The organism is Microbulbifer flavimaris (assembly GCF_001641755.2).
GTDB classification, from domain to species: Bacteria; Pseudomonadota; Gammaproteobacteria; order Pseudomonadales; family Cellvibrionaceae; genus Microbulbifer; species Microbulbifer flavimaris.
This window is the reverse complement of the sequence record NZ_LRFG02000001.1, coordinates 351672-368468: the sequence shown is the minus strand read 5'-3', so window position 1 is coordinate 368468 and position 16797 is coordinate 351672. Positions and strand designations below refer to the sequence as shown.

Here is a 16797-nt window from a genome sequence, read left to right as displayed (position 1 = left end):
AAAAAAAATGCCCGCCAGTTGGCGGGCCAGGTTTCTCGAACACACTTTCAGGAGGAGAGTCATAAGCGCCTGTGCGCTTAACCTTAGGTATAGCAGAGGTTTACTCTGCGCTCCCACTCCTGTCGTGAAAGCCCTCGAATCGCACACGATTTTCAGGACTGCCGCACAGCTATGACGCGCGTGCAATCACACCCGATGCAGGTAACTCTGGTACTCCACATCGGTCACCCGGGAGGCGATCTCCAGCAGCTCCTGCCGCTTCAACAACAGGAACAGCTCAATAAAGCGCGGATCCAGGTATTTCTGCCACAGCGCGCTCTGCTCGAAACGCTTGAGCGCCCCACTCCAGGTGTTGACCAGCTGCTCGCTCTCCACCTGGTAGGCATCGCCTGCCACGGGCTCTGGCGCCTCCAGGCGGTTTTCCAGACCATAGCAGACACCGCTCAGGATCGCTGCCAGCACCAAGTAGGGGTTCACATCCGCCCCGGCGATACGGTGCTCGATGCGTCGCGCTGCCGGCGGACTGGCCGGAACCCGCAGCGTGGTGGTGCGGTTGTCATAGCCCCAGCACAGGTTCAGGGGCGCATGAGAGCTCTCCTGGAAACGGCGGTAGGAATTGGCGTGCGGCGCGAAGAACGCCATCGCGTCGTTCGCTGTCGCCAGCATGCCGGCCGCGGCCTGGCGCAGCAGCTCTGAGCCCTCTTCGGAGCCGTCATTGAAGACATTGTTGCCATCCGCATCGACCAGGCTCATATGCACGTGCATACCGTTGCCGGCCTGGTCCCCGAAGGGCTTGGCCATGGTGCTGACCCGCAGCCCGTGGCGGCGGGCGACCCCCTTGAGGAGATGCTTGAACAACAGGGTCTGGTCCGCCACTTTCAACGGATCATCGCAGTGCAGGAGGTTGATTTCGAACTGGCCCGGGGCACACTCGGACAAAATCGAATCCGCCGGAACACCCTGGGCCTCACAGGCCTCGCGCACATCAGTAAAGAAGTGCCGCTGGGCGTCCAGCTCAGACAGGTCGTAAACATCCGTTGAGGGGACCAGTTCAGCGTCGTTGTCGCTGACCGGGCGCGGACGAGCAAGATGATCAGCATCCTCCCGCAGCAAGTAGAACTCCAGCTCAGTGGCCACCACTGCACGGTAACCGAGCTCTTCCAACCGCTTGACCACACGCTGCAACTGGGCCCTCGGGTCCGCATAGAGCGGCGAGCCGTCTGCCTCGTGCAACTGCATATGGAGCTGGGCGGTCTTCTCCTGGTGCCAGGGCGCCATGGCCAGCGGGGAAACCGGCACGCAGACGCCGTCACTGTCGCCACTGGCGAACACCAGCGGACTGTTTTCGATATCGCGCCCCCAGACATCAAGGCTCACTGCGCTGCGGGGCATCTGCAAACCACCGCCCAGCAGCTTGTCCGCAGACTCTGCCGGCAGCCACTTGCCGCGGGGGATGCCATTGATATCGAACACGAAACCTTCAACCCACTTGAGGTCAGGGTTCTCATCCAGGAAAGCCCGCGAGGCCTTGAGCAGTTCAGGTGACGGGGAGAATTTTTGTTGTGATGACATAGATTGCCCGGGTTTTTATAGTTGCCGTAACGCAATGCGGGCACCAGCGGTGCCCGCATTCAGCCATTTTACGCCAGAGCCTTGGCAGTATCATCCAGCGCCCGGTGCGCTTTTTCCACCAGCTCATCTACCTGCTCGGTGGTGATGATCAGCGGCGGCGCGATGATCATGGTGTCTCCGGTAGCCCGCATAACCAGGCCATGCTTGATGCTCATGTCGCGGCAGACACCACCTGCGGTGCAGTCGTCATCGAAGCGCGCCCGGCTGCTCTTGTCCTTGACCAGCTCCAGGGCTCCGACCATGCCCAGGCTGCGGGTCTCACCGACGATCGGGTGATCTGCCAGCTCCGCCCAGCGCTTGGCGAGATAAGGGCCGGTGGTATCGCGCACATTGTCGATGATTTTTTCATTGCGCAGGATGTTCAGCGTTGCCAGGCCCGCCATACAGGCCGCAGGGTGCGCAGAATAGGTATAGCCGTGGGTGAACTCGCCACCCTTGGACTTGATTACCTCAGCCACGCGATCGCTCACCATGGTGCCGCCCAGCGGGAAGTAGCCGTTGGTCACAGCCTTGGCGAAGGTCATCAGGTCCGGCTTGAGGCCGTAGTAGTCGGAGCCGAACCATTCACCGGTGCGACCGAAGCCAAAAATAACTTCATCCATGACCAGCAGGATGTCGTACTGCGCCAACACTTTCTTCACTTCCGGCCAGTAGGTTTCCGGCGGAATAATCACGCCACCGGCACCCTGGATGGGCTCGGCAATGAAAGCGGCCACATTATCCGGGCCCAGTTCCTGAATTTTCTCATCCAGGCAGCGCGCGGCGTGAACACCGAACTCCTCCGGGGACATATCGCCACCCTCGCCAAACCAGTACGGCTGCTGGATATGGGTGATGTAGTCCAGGGACTGGAACTGCTTGTGCATGCCGCTCATGCCGCCCAGGCTCGCACCACCGATGGTGGAACCGTGGTAAGCGTTCTGACGGGAGATAACGATGCGCTTCTCCGGCTGACCCTTCAGGTCCCAGTAGCGGCGGATAATACGCAGGTTGGTGTCGTTTGCCTCGGAACCGGAACCGGTAAAGAAGACGTTGTTCATGCCCTCGGGGGTCACTTCTGACAGTGCATCAGCCAGCTCGATGGAGGGAATAGTGGTGCACTGGAAGAAGCTGTTATAGAACGGCAGGGTTCTCAGCTGCTCGTAAATCGCGTCGGCGATCTCGTTGCGGCTATAGCCGAGGTTACAGCACCACAGGCCAGACATGCCATCCAGCATGCGCTGGCCGTCAATATCGGTAATGTAGGCACCATCGGCGTTGGTAATCACCCGGGTACCCTGCTTGCCGAGGTCATGGAAATCGGTGAAGGGGTGCAGCAGGTGATCGCGGTCTTGTTGCAGCAGTTGACTCTTGTTCATCTCTCGCTCCTGGCTTTATCTATATAGAGGTGCGCGCCACATCGGCCCGGCCTCGGCACGGGCCCTCTATGGGGCACCCCTCAAATTTGTGATCACATTTTAGAGGCGACCCCGCTGCAAGCGCAAGATCTATCGAGCCGGATGAGAGAACTTTAAGGTCAGGCGAGCGCTTTCGCCTCCCTCAAAATGGGTCCCAGCATGGATTCCGGGCGCAGCAGCCGCTCCAGCTCCTCCGGCGTCATCAGCTGCTCCTCGATCACCAGCTCGGCCACGCTGCGCCCTGTCTGCAGGGCACGCTGGGCAATTGCCGATGTCTTGCCGTAACCGAGATAGGGGTTCAAGGCGGTGACCAGCCCCACGCTGCGCTCCAGGTAGCCGCGGCAGACCGCCTCGTTGGCAGTAATGCCAACGACACAGTCGCGGCGCAGGGACTCCATGGCCGCCCCCAGGTAGCGGATGGACTCCAGCAGTTTGTAGCCGATCAGGGGCTCCATCACGTTCAGCTGCAGCTGGCCCGCCTCCGCTGCCATGGCGATAGCGGTGTCATTGCCAATGACCGTGAATGCCACCTGATTCACTGCTTCCGGGATCACCGGGTTGACCTTGCCCGGCATGATGGAGGACCCCGGCTGCTTCTGTGGCAGGTTGATCTCATTCAGGCCACAGTGGGGGCCGGATGAGAGCAATCGCAGATCGTTACAAATCTTGGAGAGCTTGACGGCGGTGCGTTTCAACATGCCAGAGAGCAGCACGAATCCACCCATATCCGATGTGGCTTCCACCAGGTCTGCGGCAGGGGTCACCGGGGTGCCACTGATTTCCCGCAGGTGCGCGACTGCGAGCTCCCGGTAGTCCGCCTCGGTATTCAGGCCGGTACCTATCGCCGTGCCCCCGAGATTGATTTCCATCAGCAGAGAAGCCATTTCCTGCAGCCGGGAAACCTCCTCACCGATGGTTGTCGCAAAAGCATTGAATTCCTGACCGAGCGACATGGGCACGGCGTCCTGCAGCTGGGTGCGCCCCATCTTCAGAACTCCGTTGAATTCCCGTCCTTTCTCGGCAAGCGCTTGTTGCAGGGCAACGGTTGCCCGCTCCAGTTGCCGCAGCCCGAAGACCATTGCCAGGCGCAACGCCGTTGGATAGACATCGTTGGTGGACTGGGACATATTTACATGGACATTGGGATGCAGCTGCTCGTACTCCCCCCGCTGATACCCCAACAACTCCAGCGCGCGGTTCGCGATCACCTCGTTGCTGTTCATATTGGTAGAGGTACCGGCGCCGCCCTGAATCATATCGACACAGAACTCACCGTGAAGGGCGCCCGCAATAATCTCTTCACAGGCTTTGCTGATTGCCTCAGCCTGCGCCGACTCCAACTTGCCAAGGTCTCGATTGGCCCGGGCGCAGGCCTGCTTCACCATTGCCAGTGCAGTCACCAGATCGGGAAAATGACTGATGGGAATACCGCTGATGTTGAAGTTTTCCAGGGCCCGCAGCGTCTGCACACCGTAATACACATCGGCTGGCACCTGTCTTTCGCCCAGCAGATCCTTTTCCACACGATAGAAGGCGGAATCACTCATAGCTATAACCGATTGAGGTAAATCAGAGAAAAGGGGCGCGCGGTCGCGCGCCCCTGAAAGCCCAGTTACTGGCGAATGCTCACAGTGACAGGCTCAATGGAGAGGCGCACATTCTGGATCGAGTACTGATCCTTGGTGCCAGACCCGTAGCGCCAGAAGCCCTGGCTGTCGTCGGTCTGTTCGAAACGGAAAAGCACACCCGGCCCCTGCTCGGCAAAGGCGTAGCGGCGCAGCTCTGCCGTTTCACTGTTATCCAGCAACGAAAAACCCAGCAGATGGTCCAGACGCCCGTTGGGCAGTGTCAGTCCGGCACCCTGCTCCGCCGTGTAACCGAAGGCTTCTTTGCCCACGGTGACAGCACCCTCGAGTGTCATTTTGCCAGTGCGCCAGTTGTAGCGGTCACCTTCACTCAATACTGACACGGAGAGGTTTTTTACCGCAAAGCGAGGGCTGTCCTCAGCAAAATCTGCCCCACGGGCATCCACCAGCACCAGGGTACCCGCGCCGAGCACTCTCATCTCCCCGGAACCGAGATCGGCAAGTACGGCGGTGTCTTCATCAATGCCGTAACCACGGCGTAACTCCGGTGCCAGCGGCGGCTCCAGCGCGCGGATCAGGCGGCCCAGGCGACTCTTGCGATCAAAGTGTTGGTCGACCACGCCCCCGTCGAGGAAGGCGAGGCCTTTCTTGACCATCAGGCGCCCAGACTCCTGTGACTGCATCCCCGCATATTCCTCTGTCCGCGCCTCGGTGAGCGCACTCAGGGAATCGCCGGCTGCGATCATGGGGCCGCTCATGATGGCCGCTCCTGCACTGGTGCCACCGACGATCCCACCCTTGGACAGCTGCCGACGAATGGCCGACAGCAGCGGTGTGTCGGAGCCGTCATCCTGAACCAGGGTCTCGGTGATCCGCGTCTGATCTCCACCGACGAACCAGACACCGCCCACCGTGGCCAGCTTTTCAGCCACCTTCGGGTCATACGCCCCTTTCACCCAGGTGCTTTCGTCCACCTTGTCGGTGGAACTGTCATCCTTTACCGCGACCGGCAGGATGTGCACCTGTCCTTCGAAACCAAATGCACGCAGATCCCGTTCAAACTGCTGTGCATAGTGGGCGGGTCGCCCGGAAGCGGCCGGGACGATGGCCACATCGGGATAACGCGACGGAATTGCATCAATATATTCGCGGTAGATGGCTTCGTTGTCGCTGCGCAGGGCGCCGCCCACAATCATCAGCTTGCCGGCAGAATGCCCCTGACACGCCACCAGCGCCAGCGAAACAAAAACGACCAACTTGGATAACAGTAATTTCATTGTTGCTATTCTCAACCTGCGATACATGTTCTATTTCCTCCAGCAAGCCCCCAACGGCCGCCATCCTCTGACAGGGCCACAAACTGCTGTCGCTCTGCCCTCGGTGTACAGCCGAAGTGATTGCGAAACGCCCTGCTGAAATGGGAGGGCGAGCTAAAACCGCAGCGCTTGCCAATTTCTTCGATGCTGAGACCGCTGTGGTGCAACAGATCCCGTGCCAGGGACAGCCTGAGGCCTATGTAAAACCGCGCCGGCAACTGCCCGACAAAACGCTTGAAGATCCGCTCCAGCTTTTTACTCGATATCCCCAGATAACCCGCGATTTCACCGGTGGCCAGGGGCTCGGCCAGGTTATTGCGCATCAGGGCCTGTGCCTCGGCGAGGGTTGAACGGTCCTCTACCTCACTCTGGAACTGCAGCGTTTTGTCCTCGCCCTCTCCGCTCCAGACCGGTAACAGGGTATCCAGCATCAGAGGCAGTGTTTCCTCACTGGTGCAGGTCCAGACATTCTCATCGCGGGTAAATGAATTGCCAGTGGACACGACCGGTCGACCCGTCTGCCGCAGCTGGCTCCCCAGCGACTCCGCGAGGCTAACCCGATGCCCGTCAAGCAATCCGCTCTGGGCCATCAACATCACGCCACTGCCAATGCCGATCCGATAAGTGGCGCCCCTGGTATGGCGTGCTACCTGCTCACAGGCTTCCCGGGAAACCGCCGTGTACTGCCGCCCGCCGCAAAAAATCAGTGTCCGGGCTGCCAGCGGCAGGGCGGGCAGCACCTGGGCCTGGACCCTCACGCCATGCTCCGCCGATATCATTTTTTCACCGCTACAACTGAAGATCAGGGGAGATGCACCGCCCGCGAGGGTAAACCGCTCCATCAAGATACCCAGCCCGGACATGGAAAATCCGGGCAGCAGCATAATGGCAACGGAAGTGGCGGCGTCCTGTCTCATTAGTTGCTAAATGCCCCCCGGAACCGCAACTGGCGATCGAAGTACTGCCAGCGACCACGCGCCATGACATGCTGAATTTCGAAACTCTCGGGATCCACCAGACTCAGGTCAGCATCCAGCCCGGCTGCCACAGCCCCTTTGCTTCGCAGCCCGAGTACCTTGGCCGGATTTTCCGTGACGGACTGCAGGGCTTTGACGAAATCCACCTGTTCGTCGCGCACCGCGCGGCGGAACTCATCAAACAGACTGGCCACCGAGCCCACCTCGATATCCTGCAAGGTGCCGTTATCACAGAAGTTTGTCATCGAGCCCTGGGCGTCCGATGACATGGTCAGGCGGTCCGCCGGCGCGCCGGATGCCAGCGCCACACGCAGAGCGGCACTGGCACGCAGCTCGCCGGTGGCCAGAATTTCCGGCGTGGTCGAAGTGGTGAAATCGATGAAACCACCGGCTTTGGTAAATTCCACTCCGTGGGCAAGCAGCTCGTCGTTGCGATTGATGTGAGTGGGATAGAACTGGCTGATGGGCACATCAGACTGGGCCACGGCGTCAAACAGCGGCTGCAGGCGGCCATCGCAGTCCCCCACGTGAATGCTGATTACCCCGCTCTTGCCGCTCAGCAGACCCGCCACCCGGGCGTCGGATGCGACACGAACCAGCTCAGCGGTAGACGGCTGGGAAGAGCGGTGATCGGAGATGGCCAGCTCACCGACCCCGATAATGTTATGCACCAGCATGATATCGGTTCGCACACTGCCGGTGAGTGTGTTCACCGGGAACTGGTAAGAACCGCTGTGCATGTAACAGGACAGGCCCTGGGCGTCGAGCGCCCGCGCCTTGCCATAAAGTTCATTCAGGGTCCGCGTGGTCGCATCCGTACCCAGCACACCGATCACGGTGGTCACCCCCGACTCAAAAGCCCCGCGGGGATCAAGTTCCGGTGTGCGGGAAGCAAAGCCGCCCTCGCCACCGCCGCCACTGATATGCACCAGGGAGTCCACCAGGCCGGGAATCAACCAGGCCCCGTCAGCATCCACGGTCTCACCAATTTCCGCAGGCAGGCTCAAGCCCTGGTCGATTTTCTCGATTTTTTCGCCCGCGATCAGGACATCGCATAACCCGAGATCCCTCGGGGCAAATACATGGGCATTTTTTATTAGAACGATTCTTGACATGAGTACTGCTCAAAATCCCGTTAGTGCGGCGAGAACAACTGCCACAGAAGCCAGCGTGAAAAGCCAGGCCATCAGCGGCAAGGCGAAACGGATCCAGACACCCCAGTCGAGACGGGCGGCACCAAGACAGCCCATCAGGGCGGCAGAGGTGGGCACGATAACGTTGCTGAAGCCGTCACCCAACTGGAAGGCCAGCACCGCTGTCTGGCGGGTTACACCGACAACATCCGCCAGCGGCGCCATGATCGGCATTGTCAGAGCGGCCTGACCGGACCCGGAGGTAATAAAGAAATTGAAGACGGTCTGGAAAAGGAGCATGCACCAGGCCGACACCGTGCCGGACACATCGGCAAGCCCCTGCCCCGCCCAGTTGAGGATGGTATTCAGGACACTGGGGCTGGTCGGCTCGTCACCACCGAGGAGTAAAACGATACCCTTGGCAAAGGCCACCACCATGGCTGCCGGCAGCAATTGCTGGGCCCCTTCTTTGAAGGCCGCGGCCGCCTTGTTGGCAGTGAGCCCGTTGAGGCCGAAGGCGATGGCCACGATCGCAATCACGATGCCCATGGTAAAGAACTGGCTGGCGATCTCGGGCAGGAAATACTCTCGCTGCACCACACCCCAGATCATCCAGGCGATACCGGCAGCAAAGAGCAGTAACACCCAGCCATCGCCGCGCACCATGGTCTGAATGGAATCCAGCGACTGGCGCTTGCTCCGGTGTACGGCATCTGACTTGAAAGCCAGGGAAGATTCCGGATTCTTGCGAACACGCTGGGCATACCGCAACGTGAAAACAATCAGGAGTAATGTAGCCATTGCCCAGAGAATCATGCGCGGCACGCTGCCGGACATCAGGGGCACATCGGCAATCCCCTGGGCGATACTGACACCAAAAGGGTTCATCCAGGAGGTAGCAAAGCCCACCTGGGTTGCCACGTAGGTCACCAACAGCGCGGTAATACTGTCGTAGCCCATCGTGACCAGCAGCGGCACCACGATCAGGGTGAAGGGAATCACCTCCTCACCCATGCCGAATACGGCACCGCCGGCAGAAAACATGACACAGAGAATCGCCAGATAGAGGCTGCCCGCCTCGCGGTTCTTGGCAATTACCTGGAAAAGGCCGCGCTCCACAGAGCCGCTGGCAAAAATCAGTCCGAATGCACCACCGGTCAGCAGGATAAATGCAAATACACCGATGGAAGCGCCCCACTTGGAGCCGGAAACCATCCCCTCGAAGGCAAAGTTCAACAGCCCAATATTGCCGCCTTCAGCAAATACGGCCATGCCCTGGGGCTCTTCTGTCACCTGTTGATAGGTGCTCGGATCCACCACCGTGCGCTCATTGACGACCGTAGTCTCGTAAGTACCGGCCGGAATGATGAAATTGAGCGCAAATGCGAGCAGCGCCACAAACAGCAGAATCAGGTAGGTATCAGGCATGGCCCATTTGGGCTCTGCAGACACTGTGCCTTGCTGTTCGCGTTCGACTTCAGATGCAGAAGCTTGCATAGAGTTACACCAGAGGGAAATTTCTTGTACAGCCAGCCGGGCAACAGGGTGGGCTTGCGCACCGCCCTGCCCCGGCTACCGGGGCGGCGCCCTCAGGCACCGCCCTTTTCATACAACTGCGCTTAGAAGGCGTAGCTGTAACGCAGGGTCACGAAGCGACCCATGGAGCTGTGGTTGAAGTGGTCCACATTGGCACCAGTGCCCAGCACCAGCGGCGGCTCTTCGTCCAACAGGTTGTTGACGCGCAGGCTCGCGTAGCTACCGTTGTTGAAGTCGCGGCTCAGGCTGAGGTCAAACACAGTCCAGGCATCCACCTCAACTTCGGCATCATCGGCCAGGCCAACCGCCGAGAGGACACGCGGGCTCGGGTCATCCATATAGCTATGGCTGTACTTGGCACCGATCTGTGCAGACCAGTCCTCGTAACGCCAGCGCAGGGAGGTGTTGGCCAGCCAACGCGGGTACCGGAACTGGCCCGCTTCACTGACAATACCCAGGGTATCGGAGGGCAGCTTGTCGAACTCGGTCAGGTAGGTGCCATCGAGGACGAAGCGGAAGCTACCCATGTTCTCGGTATCGAAATACTGGGTGAACGCCATGTCCACACCGCTGGTCTTCTGCCAGCCGAGATTGGTCAGTTCGAAGTGTGCATCGACAACGAAACCGTTACTCACCTCGAGGCCCGGTTGACCCGTGGCCAGCTCACCCTCACCCACTACCGGGTATTCGCCATTCAGTGCACGCAGGATAAAGTCGTCTTCCTCGACGCCTACCAGGTTTTCGTGCTCGATGTTCCAGTAGTCGATGGACAGCTCGGTATCAGCAAACGGTTTCAGCAGGAATCCAGCACCCCAGGTGGTTGCAGTCTCCGGCATCAAATCGTCGTTGCTCACTTCCTCGGACAACAGCGCTTGACCATCTTCATCGGCAAGACCGTCACAGGCACCAGGGGTCACGGAACAATCCACCCGGTAGCTGCTCAGCAGGGTGCCAGCACCCACCTGGGCCAGAGACGGCGCGCGGAAGGAAGTGGACCAGTTACTGCGGAAGATGATCGCATCGTTGAATGCATGGCGCAGGGCGATCTTCGGGTTGGTATCACCACCAAAGCTATCGTAGTAGTCATAGCGCAACGCAAACTGCAGCTCAGTATTGGCCGCAACCGGGATCATCTGCTCCATGTAAACCGCCCACTGATCGCGCTCGGCATCGGCGGAAGTGGAGCTGAAGCCCAGGATCGGCTCCGGGTTCAGGGTAGTGGAAACCGCATCGCCAGAGGGGGTGTCCTCAACGGTTTCGCGGCGGAACTCCGCACCCACGGCCACCTGAATGGCCCCGGCGGGCAGTTCGATCCAGGAACCGGACAGGTTGCCGTCGATCGCGTACAGGCTGGAAACACCCTCACGCTGTGCGTCAGTGCGCACGTAATCGTTGACTACGTCAAGCTGCTCGGCCTGTCCATCGAACGGGTTATACCAGGCTGTGGTTTTACCGAGAGACTCACAGGTTTCGCCGTTAAAGCTGGCGTTGGGACGAACCAGATCCACATCCCAGCGGTCAACAACAGTGCCATCGGTACACAGGTTGCCCAGTGCTGCATTGTAGAAAGCTTCGGAGTTGTAAAGACCGGAAATACCGCGTTGCTCGGACTCGCTGCGGCCGACATTGGCTGCCACTTCCCAGCTCCAGTCGTTCAGGTCACCACGCAGGCCCGAGACCAGGCGCACGGACTGGTTTTCAACTTCTACAGCACGGGGATCAGGAAACTTGCCCCACGCGAAAATCGGATATCCATAGAAATCACTAAACTCGTCGGTAGGGAAGTCAGGGCTAAAGGAGCCCTCCTCTACCATGTCAGCCTGCAGCTCCGCTGGCCACAGCGGGCTTTCCGGGTCGAATGGCGCACGGCTGAAGTTGGCCGGGGAGCCGGTTCCCTGGGACTGGTTCGTCTGCACCATGGCAGTGTTGAACCACTCCACATTATCGTTCAGCTGATAGTTGAAGGTACCGACCAGGCTGGCACTTTCGTACTCGTCCTGGGTAGCAACATAGGCATTGGTGTTGAACTCACAGTATTCACCGAAGCTACCGAAGCCAAACTGATCCTCCGGACAGCCACCGCTTGCCGGACCTTCTGTCTGGTCATAGAACATTGCGAACAGATCGTTAAAGCTCGGGTAGACACCCTGCTGGCTCGGGCGAATAGAGTTGGCAGTAATATCGCGGTCGCGATCATAGAGCGCATTGCGGGTAAAGAAGTCTGCCACCAGCATGGTGTGGCTGCGCTCGCCCTTGTGTCCCCAGACCCAGTTCAGGTTGTATTTACCCTCATCGGAGCTGGCAGTGGAGTTGCCATGTGTCAGGGTGATCTCGCTGCCCTCGAAGTCGTCACGCAGCACGAAGTTGACTACACCGGCAACCGCGTCAGCACCGTAGGTTGCAGCGGCGCCGCTGGGCAGCACTTCAACGCGCTCGATAGCAGACAGGGGGATGGAGTTCACATCGACGAAGGACTCTTGGCCCTTGGCGAAGGAGCTGACGGAGACCCGGCGGCCGTTCACCAGCACCAGCGTGGAGGAGGCCCCCAGGCCGCGCAGGGAGACACCCGCGGCGCCGACCGGCGTGTTGCTGGACAGCGGGCCTGCTGTGGTGGTGGAGAAAGTACCGCTACCGCCACCGGTCTGGGTTAGTTCCTGCAGCAGTTCAATCGGGGAGGTCGCACCGGATGCTTCGATATCATCGCGGTCGATCTGAACAACCTGTACCGCCCCCTCGGTATCCAGTCCCTTGATGTGAGTACCGGTAACAACTACCTCTTCGACGGCTTCCTCTGCGGGTCGTGGCAGTTCCTGTGCATAGACGCTGCCGCTAACCAGAGAACAACCGAGTGCCACCCGAATGGCCTGGTAGAGATGGGTTCTCTTATTCATTGTGTTTCCCTCGTTGTTGAGACCTTTGGCCTTTTATTGATGAGTTTTACTCGCATCGCGGGCAATGCAGACTGACGGGGATCGGCTCACCGGGAATTGGCACAAGGCACCGTGCAACAGACACAGCTATCTTGCTTGTAGTTGATGTAGCAATAAGGCGGGGAAACAGAAATCCGACTTATAGCTTCCTTGTGCTCGGCAGCACGCTCAACACTTCAGAGCGTCCGGTCATGCCGAAAGGAAGCTACTCGTCAAACCACTCGCTGAGGTAGTAGTTGGCAGAGCAGCGCTCGACAGCAGCAGTTGTAACCACGGTGCTTGAGTTCATAGCGCTTGGAGCTGGCTGGTTCATGTTCTTATGAGCAAACTTCACTGAGTTTTTATCACGGCGAAAAAATGCTGTAAAGCCTTTCTGACACAGCACAGAAGTCGGCGGTTTCACACTCTTGAAACCAAATTATCTTTTGCGGTCGCACATAAAATAAACAGGCGATCGATACCTGCTCATTAAAAATTTGTCGCATAAAGTAAAGCCGGCTTGGGAATTTTACCCAAGCCGGCTTTCTGTGATGACCGGATCGTCAGATCCAGGTCGTTACTGGTACGGCTGGTTGATATAGAAGTTGCTGTTGCGTCCGTCGATGCCAATGCGCTTGGGGGAGACGGTCGACTCGCCAGTCAGGATATTGTAGCCGTCGAACTCGGACAGCTGATAGCGCAGCACATCCTCATAAATAACCGGCGAGCCACAGCTAGCCTGGGTCCGTGAGGTCGTCGCATCCTCAGCCAGCACATAAACATTTCCCACTCCATCCACGACGCCCTGCCCATCGCTGGTAAAGAAGATAGAGGTGGCCTCATCCACACCGATACCGCGGATGCCATTGGGCAGGCCGGCCATGAAGGCCATCAGGCGCCCCATACGATCGCGCTCGGCAAAGTGGGTGTCGACAATCACGTTTTGCATTGTTGCCGTGGTCAAGAACCCGGTGGAGATATTGATGTTCTCGTGACAGAGGTCCGTCACCGCCTCGGAAGAATAGGCGCCCAGGACACCATCCGGATCATAGATGTACTCGGACTGCACTGCCGCGCCAGCAGAGGTGCCTCCCAGCACGCCGCCCCGGGCCAGCACCTCGTCCAGTGCCGTCTGTAGCGCCGTACCCTGCCACTGGTTCAGGTAATCGGACTGATCACCCCCGGCAATCCAGACGAACTCCGCCGTGCGCACCGCCCAGGCCACGTACTCGCTTTCCGCGTGCTGGGTGCGATCCACCATCAGTGTCTCTACTGAATCGGCACCCAGCAGGTTAAGCAGATAATCGTTGTAACCGTCGCTACCGGAGGTGCGTAACACCACCACATCGCCCCCCCCGATCAGCGGCTTCACGCGTCGGGTAAAGGCGTTGTCCACATCGGTACCACCGCCCATTACCAGCAGGCCACCGTCCGCCTGGGATACACAGACATCCGCTTCGTTGCCCACCAGGTAGCTGGTCAAACCGCCCGGCTTGGACGGGCGGGTGCCCTGGTCGCAGTTTCCGTCACCGGTACCACCTCCAGTATCGCCTCCTCCCGTGTCTCCTCCACCGCTACTGCCATCGGGAATACCGTTAACATCCAGGGTATAAGCACCCTGCCCACGGTAACGGGTAACCTTCAGTGTGTAGAGGCCGGCACCGTCCACGTTAACGCTGGCCGCCTCGGGCACGCTGCTGGTTTCCGCTGCGTACAGCTGCTGCTGGGGGTCATACAGGTACCAGTCAAAATCATCCCTTCCATCATGATTGAGTGAAACGGTCAGGCTGGCCGCCTCATTCACATCGAAGTAATACCAGTCCTGATCCCGGCGACTATCGATGTCACCACTAATAGACTGTGATGAACAGACAGGACCGTCGGCATCAGCCTCGGCATCGTTGGACTCAGTTTCCTGGGAAATACAGGCCAGGGCTCCGTGGCTTGCAAGGGTGAGGGAAAACAGCAGTGCGGTTCTCGTCAGCATGTTTGCTCCTTGATGTGCATCACCGGCTTTGTCACCGGCTGGTTATTGTTGTGCCATCAAAGATTAACCGCTTTATGGTCGGCAACAGTGAAGCCGCCGTCCCAGAGTCAAAAACAGTCAAATTTCGGTAGGAAGGAGAACATTTCGGAGAGTTTTTGTGCTGGACTGCTCTGAAGCCGAGGAATCAAAAGTCCGTTACAGACCACAGCCCAGAGCATCCACCAGCATGTGCAACACGAGCCCAATGCCCAGCAGGCGCACTGGCAACCAGGGTAAAAACATCATGGCGCCGTACAGGGAAATGGGCAGCATGGTGTGCAGGGGATACGCATTAATGGCGCAATTGGTGGGCGTCTCTGCCGCTTCAAAAAAAAGTCGGTCCAGCGCCACCAGGTTGGCCGCCAGCATGATCACAAAGGCGCGCTTCCAAATCGGGCGGAAGAAATACCGGGCCACCACAAGAGGGGCACCGAGGTGCAGTATCCAAGCGAGGAATGCGGGCATCAGAGCAACTCCTCAGCAGAAATGGATCCAAGTCCCTCTTCGATATCCTGGCGAACGGCTGTCCGCACCAGAGCCGGGTCCCCGGACGCGATGGCCTCAATCAGATCCTGATGTCGATCCGGTAATTCCTGTACCCCGAAGCGCTGGAACACCAGGTGCTGGAGGGGCGCGGTCTGCAGCCAGAGACTTTCAATCAGTGACAGGATGATATGGGGATTGCCCAGGCGATACAGGGTGAAATGAAACTCGAGGTTGGCCGTGACATATTCCTGAATGTCCTTGTCCTCGAGCGCAGTCGTCACCCGCTCGTCGAGTTTCCGCAGCTGCTCAAGCTCTGCAGGGCCTACAAACGGCAGCGCCTGTTCCGCCGCCTGGCATTCCAGGGATACTCGCGCGGCACAGATCTCGGCCAGCTTGTCCGGTGTCATGGTGGGCACAGTAACCCGGCGGGTATCGGATAGCTCCAGGGCACGCTCAGAAGTCAGTCGGCGCAATGCCTCCCTTACCGGCATCGGACTGCAGTCCAGCTCTGCGGCGAGCCCGCGAATCGTGATCGCGTGACCCGGGAGAAATTTTCCGCGCAGGATCGCATCGCGCACCTGGTAGTAAACTCGCTCCTGGGTGGTGCGATACTCCTCCTGAGGGGCGTTGAAATCCTGCGAGACGGTCATGCGGCACTCACCCTTGGCAGTCGATGGAGGACGTCATCAGCCCCCACCTCGATAATATGATCAGCGATCGCACCAGTCTGCCACAGTTCATAAAAATCCTCCGCTATCTGCCGGCTCGCGCTCACCACCGCATTCCAGTATTTGAGACGCTCATCCGTACTGAGGCGAACGAAATCATCCCGATCCGGGATCTTTCCGTAAGGCAGCGAGGCCACAAAGCCGGGAGAAGGCGCGATCAGCAGCGTATCTGCCATGGCGCCACCGCGCACCCAGCGCCAGGTCAGGCTCTTGTCGAACCAGCCGGGCACCATGTAGGGGAAGAAATGCGGGTAGAGGGCCAGCCCCCCCGGGCGCTCGAAGCCAAGGTCAAAGTGGTAGTCGGTTATTCCGCCATCGCGGTAGTTGCCCCGGGGCGCACCGTGAGGATCGCGGATGCCCGCCATCACCAGCGGAATGGAGCCGCTCGCCAGTACTGCAGGGCACACATTCTCCTCATTCAGGGTCACATCTACGGTACGCAGGTTGCGAAAGCGCACGAGGGGCTCGGCGCCTGCGTGAAACACGACCCGGTCCCAGAAAGCGCTGAGGCTATTGCGATTCACCGCATTGGCCAGGGCCGACGTCAGCAGCGCCGGAGCCAGCACGGCGCGACGCTCACTGGCCAGCGGGCCGCGGCCACGCACTGTCACGAAGTGGCTGTGCCAAACCGGGTTTTCAGCGACCTGGCGGGCTCCGTCTCCGGCAAGCACCGCCTCGAGGATTTTCCCCGCGGTAGCGGTGATCTCCTCCGGCGTGGGTTTGCCAGAGTCGTAGACCTGGTTTACGTAACCGTGCTCCAGACGCTCCAGTGCAGCCAGGGGCTCGTCCATGGCATAGCACATGTTGCGGAAGCTGCCGATAGAGGAGCCCAGGGTCGCGATGGGCTCCTGCCGGCCGCGGAAAAACTCGCCGATCAATACCCGGTCCAGCTGACTGATCACCAGCCACTTGGGACCGCCGGAGGCGCCGATCAGGGTGGAGACCTGCTCGGGGCGCAGTCCTTCTTCGCGGATGCGGCGGGCAGCATTCGCCCCCGCCAACAAAACGCAGGTTGGTTTTTTCACAGAAACTCTCTATATCCGCGCGGCGATCCGGTCTCCGCGCCTGGCT

Annotated in this window: 12 protein-coding genes; all 12 read right to left on the bottom strand. The window is 59.4% G+C overall.

All coding sequences use genetic code 11. The features are described 5' to 3' along the window. Nucleotides 1–186: 186 nt before the first annotated feature. Complete coding sequence (locus tag AWR36_RS01670) at nt 187–1572, bottom strand: glutamine synthetase family protein (RefSeq protein ID WP_067080070.1); 1386 nt, start codon at nt 1570–1572, stop codon at nt 187–189. 68 nt (nt 1573–1640) lie between these two features. After that, nucleotides 1641–2990 (bottom strand): aspartate aminotransferase family protein, encoded by a 1350-nt coding sequence (locus AWR36_RS01665; RefSeq protein ID WP_067080068.1) that lies wholly within the window; start codon nt 2988–2990, stop codon nt 1641–1643. 158 nt (nt 2991–3148) lie between these two features. Further along, complete coding sequence (aspA, locus tag AWR36_RS01660; RefSeq protein WP_067080066.1) at nt 3149–4576, bottom strand: aspartate ammonia-lyase; 1428 nt, start codon at nt 4574–4576, stop codon at nt 3149–3151. Nucleotides 4577–4641: 65 nt separating this feature from the next. Then, nucleotides 4642–5892 (bottom strand): cyanophycinase, encoded by a 1251-nt coding sequence (locus AWR36_RS01655; RefSeq protein ID WP_067080064.1) that lies wholly within the window; start codon nt 5890–5892, stop codon nt 4642–4644. An 11-nt stretch (nt 5893–5903) separates the two neighbouring features. Next, on the bottom strand, nt 5904–6848 hold the full coding sequence (locus AWR36_RS01650) for a GlxA family transcriptional regulator (RefSeq protein WP_067080062.1): 945 nt from the start codon (nt 6846–6848) through the stop codon (nt 5904–5906). Then, nucleotides 6848–8023 (bottom strand): beta-aspartyl-peptidase, encoded by a 1176-nt coding sequence (gene iadA, locus AWR36_RS01645; RefSeq protein ID WP_067080061.1) that lies wholly within the window; start codon nt 8021–8023, stop codon nt 6848–6850. Before iadA ends, AWR36_RS01650 begins: the two co-directional genes overlap by 1 nt. 9 nt (nt 8024–8032) lie before the next feature. After that, on the bottom strand, nt 8033–9469 hold the full coding sequence (yfcC, locus tag AWR36_RS01640; protein ID WP_067104490.1) for a putative basic amino acid antiporter YfcC: 1437 nt from the start codon (nt 9467–9469) through the stop codon (nt 8033–8035). Nucleotides 9470–9660: 191 nt separating this feature from the next. Beyond that, nucleotides 9661–12468 (bottom strand): TonB-dependent receptor domain-containing protein, encoded by a 2808-nt coding sequence (locus AWR36_RS01635; protein WP_067080059.1) that lies wholly within the window; start codon nt 12466–12468, stop codon nt 9661–9663. A gap of 595 nt (nt 12469–13063) precedes the next feature. Next, complete coding sequence (locus AWR36_RS01630; RefSeq protein WP_067080057.1) at nt 13064–14473, bottom strand: Type 1 glutamine amidotransferase-like domain-containing protein; 1410 nt, start codon at nt 14471–14473, stop codon at nt 13064–13066. Nucleotides 14474–14668: 195 nt separating this feature from the next. Beyond that, the gene (locus AWR36_RS01625; protein WP_067080055.1) at nt 14669–14977 is read right to left on the bottom strand and encodes a DUF6122 family protein; all 309 of its coding nucleotides are present in this window, start codon (nt 14975–14977) and stop codon (nt 14669–14671) included. Next, complete coding sequence (locus tag AWR36_RS01620) at nt 14977–15648, bottom strand: GntR family transcriptional regulator (protein ID WP_067080053.1); 672 nt, start codon at nt 15646–15648, stop codon at nt 14977–14979. The genes AWR36_RS01625 and AWR36_RS01620 overlap by 1 nt, the downstream gene beginning before the upstream one ends. Beyond that, entirely contained in the window at nt 15645–16751 is a 1107-nt protein-coding gene (locus AWR36_RS01615) for a hypothetical protein (RefSeq protein ID WP_067080051.1), read from the bottom strand. Before AWR36_RS01615 ends, AWR36_RS01620 begins: the two co-directional genes overlap by 4 nt. Between the last annotated feature and the right edge of the window lie 46 nt (nt 16752–16797).

Coding starts and splice junctions, on each gene's coding strand:
- AWR36_RS01650 (WP_067080062.1), bottom strand. CDS start 6,848: ATGAGACAGGACGCCGCCACTTCCGTTGCCATTATGCTGCTGCCCGGA.
- AWR36_RS01620 (WP_067080053.1), bottom strand. CDS start 15,648: ATGACCGTCTCGCAGGATTTCAACGCCCCTCAGGAGGAGTATCGCACC.
- yfcC (WP_067104490.1), bottom strand. CDS start 9,469: ATGCCTGATACCTACCTGATTCTGCTGTTTGTGGCGCTGCTCGCATTT.
- AWR36_RS01655 (WP_067080064.1), bottom strand. CDS start 5,892: ATGAAATTACTGTTATCCAAGTTGGTCGTTTTTGTTTCGCTGGCGCTG.
- AWR36_RS01630 (WP_067080057.1), bottom strand. CDS start 14,473: ATGCTGACGAGAACCGCACTGCTGTTTTCCCTCACCCTTGCAAGCCAC.
- iadA (WP_067080061.1), bottom strand. CDS start 8,023: ATGTCAAGAATCGTTCTAATAAAAAATGCCCATGTATTTGCCCCGAGG.
- AWR36_RS01670 (WP_067080070.1), bottom strand. CDS start 1,572: ATGTCATCACAACAAAAATTCTCCCCGTCACCTGAACTGCTCAAGGCC.
- AWR36_RS01625 (WP_067080055.1), bottom strand. CDS start 14,977: ATGCCCGCATTCCTCGCTTGGATACTGCACCTCGGTGCCCCTCTTGTG.
- AWR36_RS01635 (WP_067080059.1), bottom strand. CDS start 12,468: ATGAATAAGAGAACCCATCTCTACCAGGCCATTCGGGTGGCACTCGGT.
- aspA (WP_067080066.1), bottom strand. CDS start 4,576: ATGAGTGATTCCGCCTTCTATCGTGTGGAAAAGGATCTGCTGGGCGAA.
- AWR36_RS01665 (WP_067080068.1), bottom strand. CDS start 2,990: ATGAACAAGAGTCAACTGCTGCAACAAGACCGCGATCACCTGCTGCAC.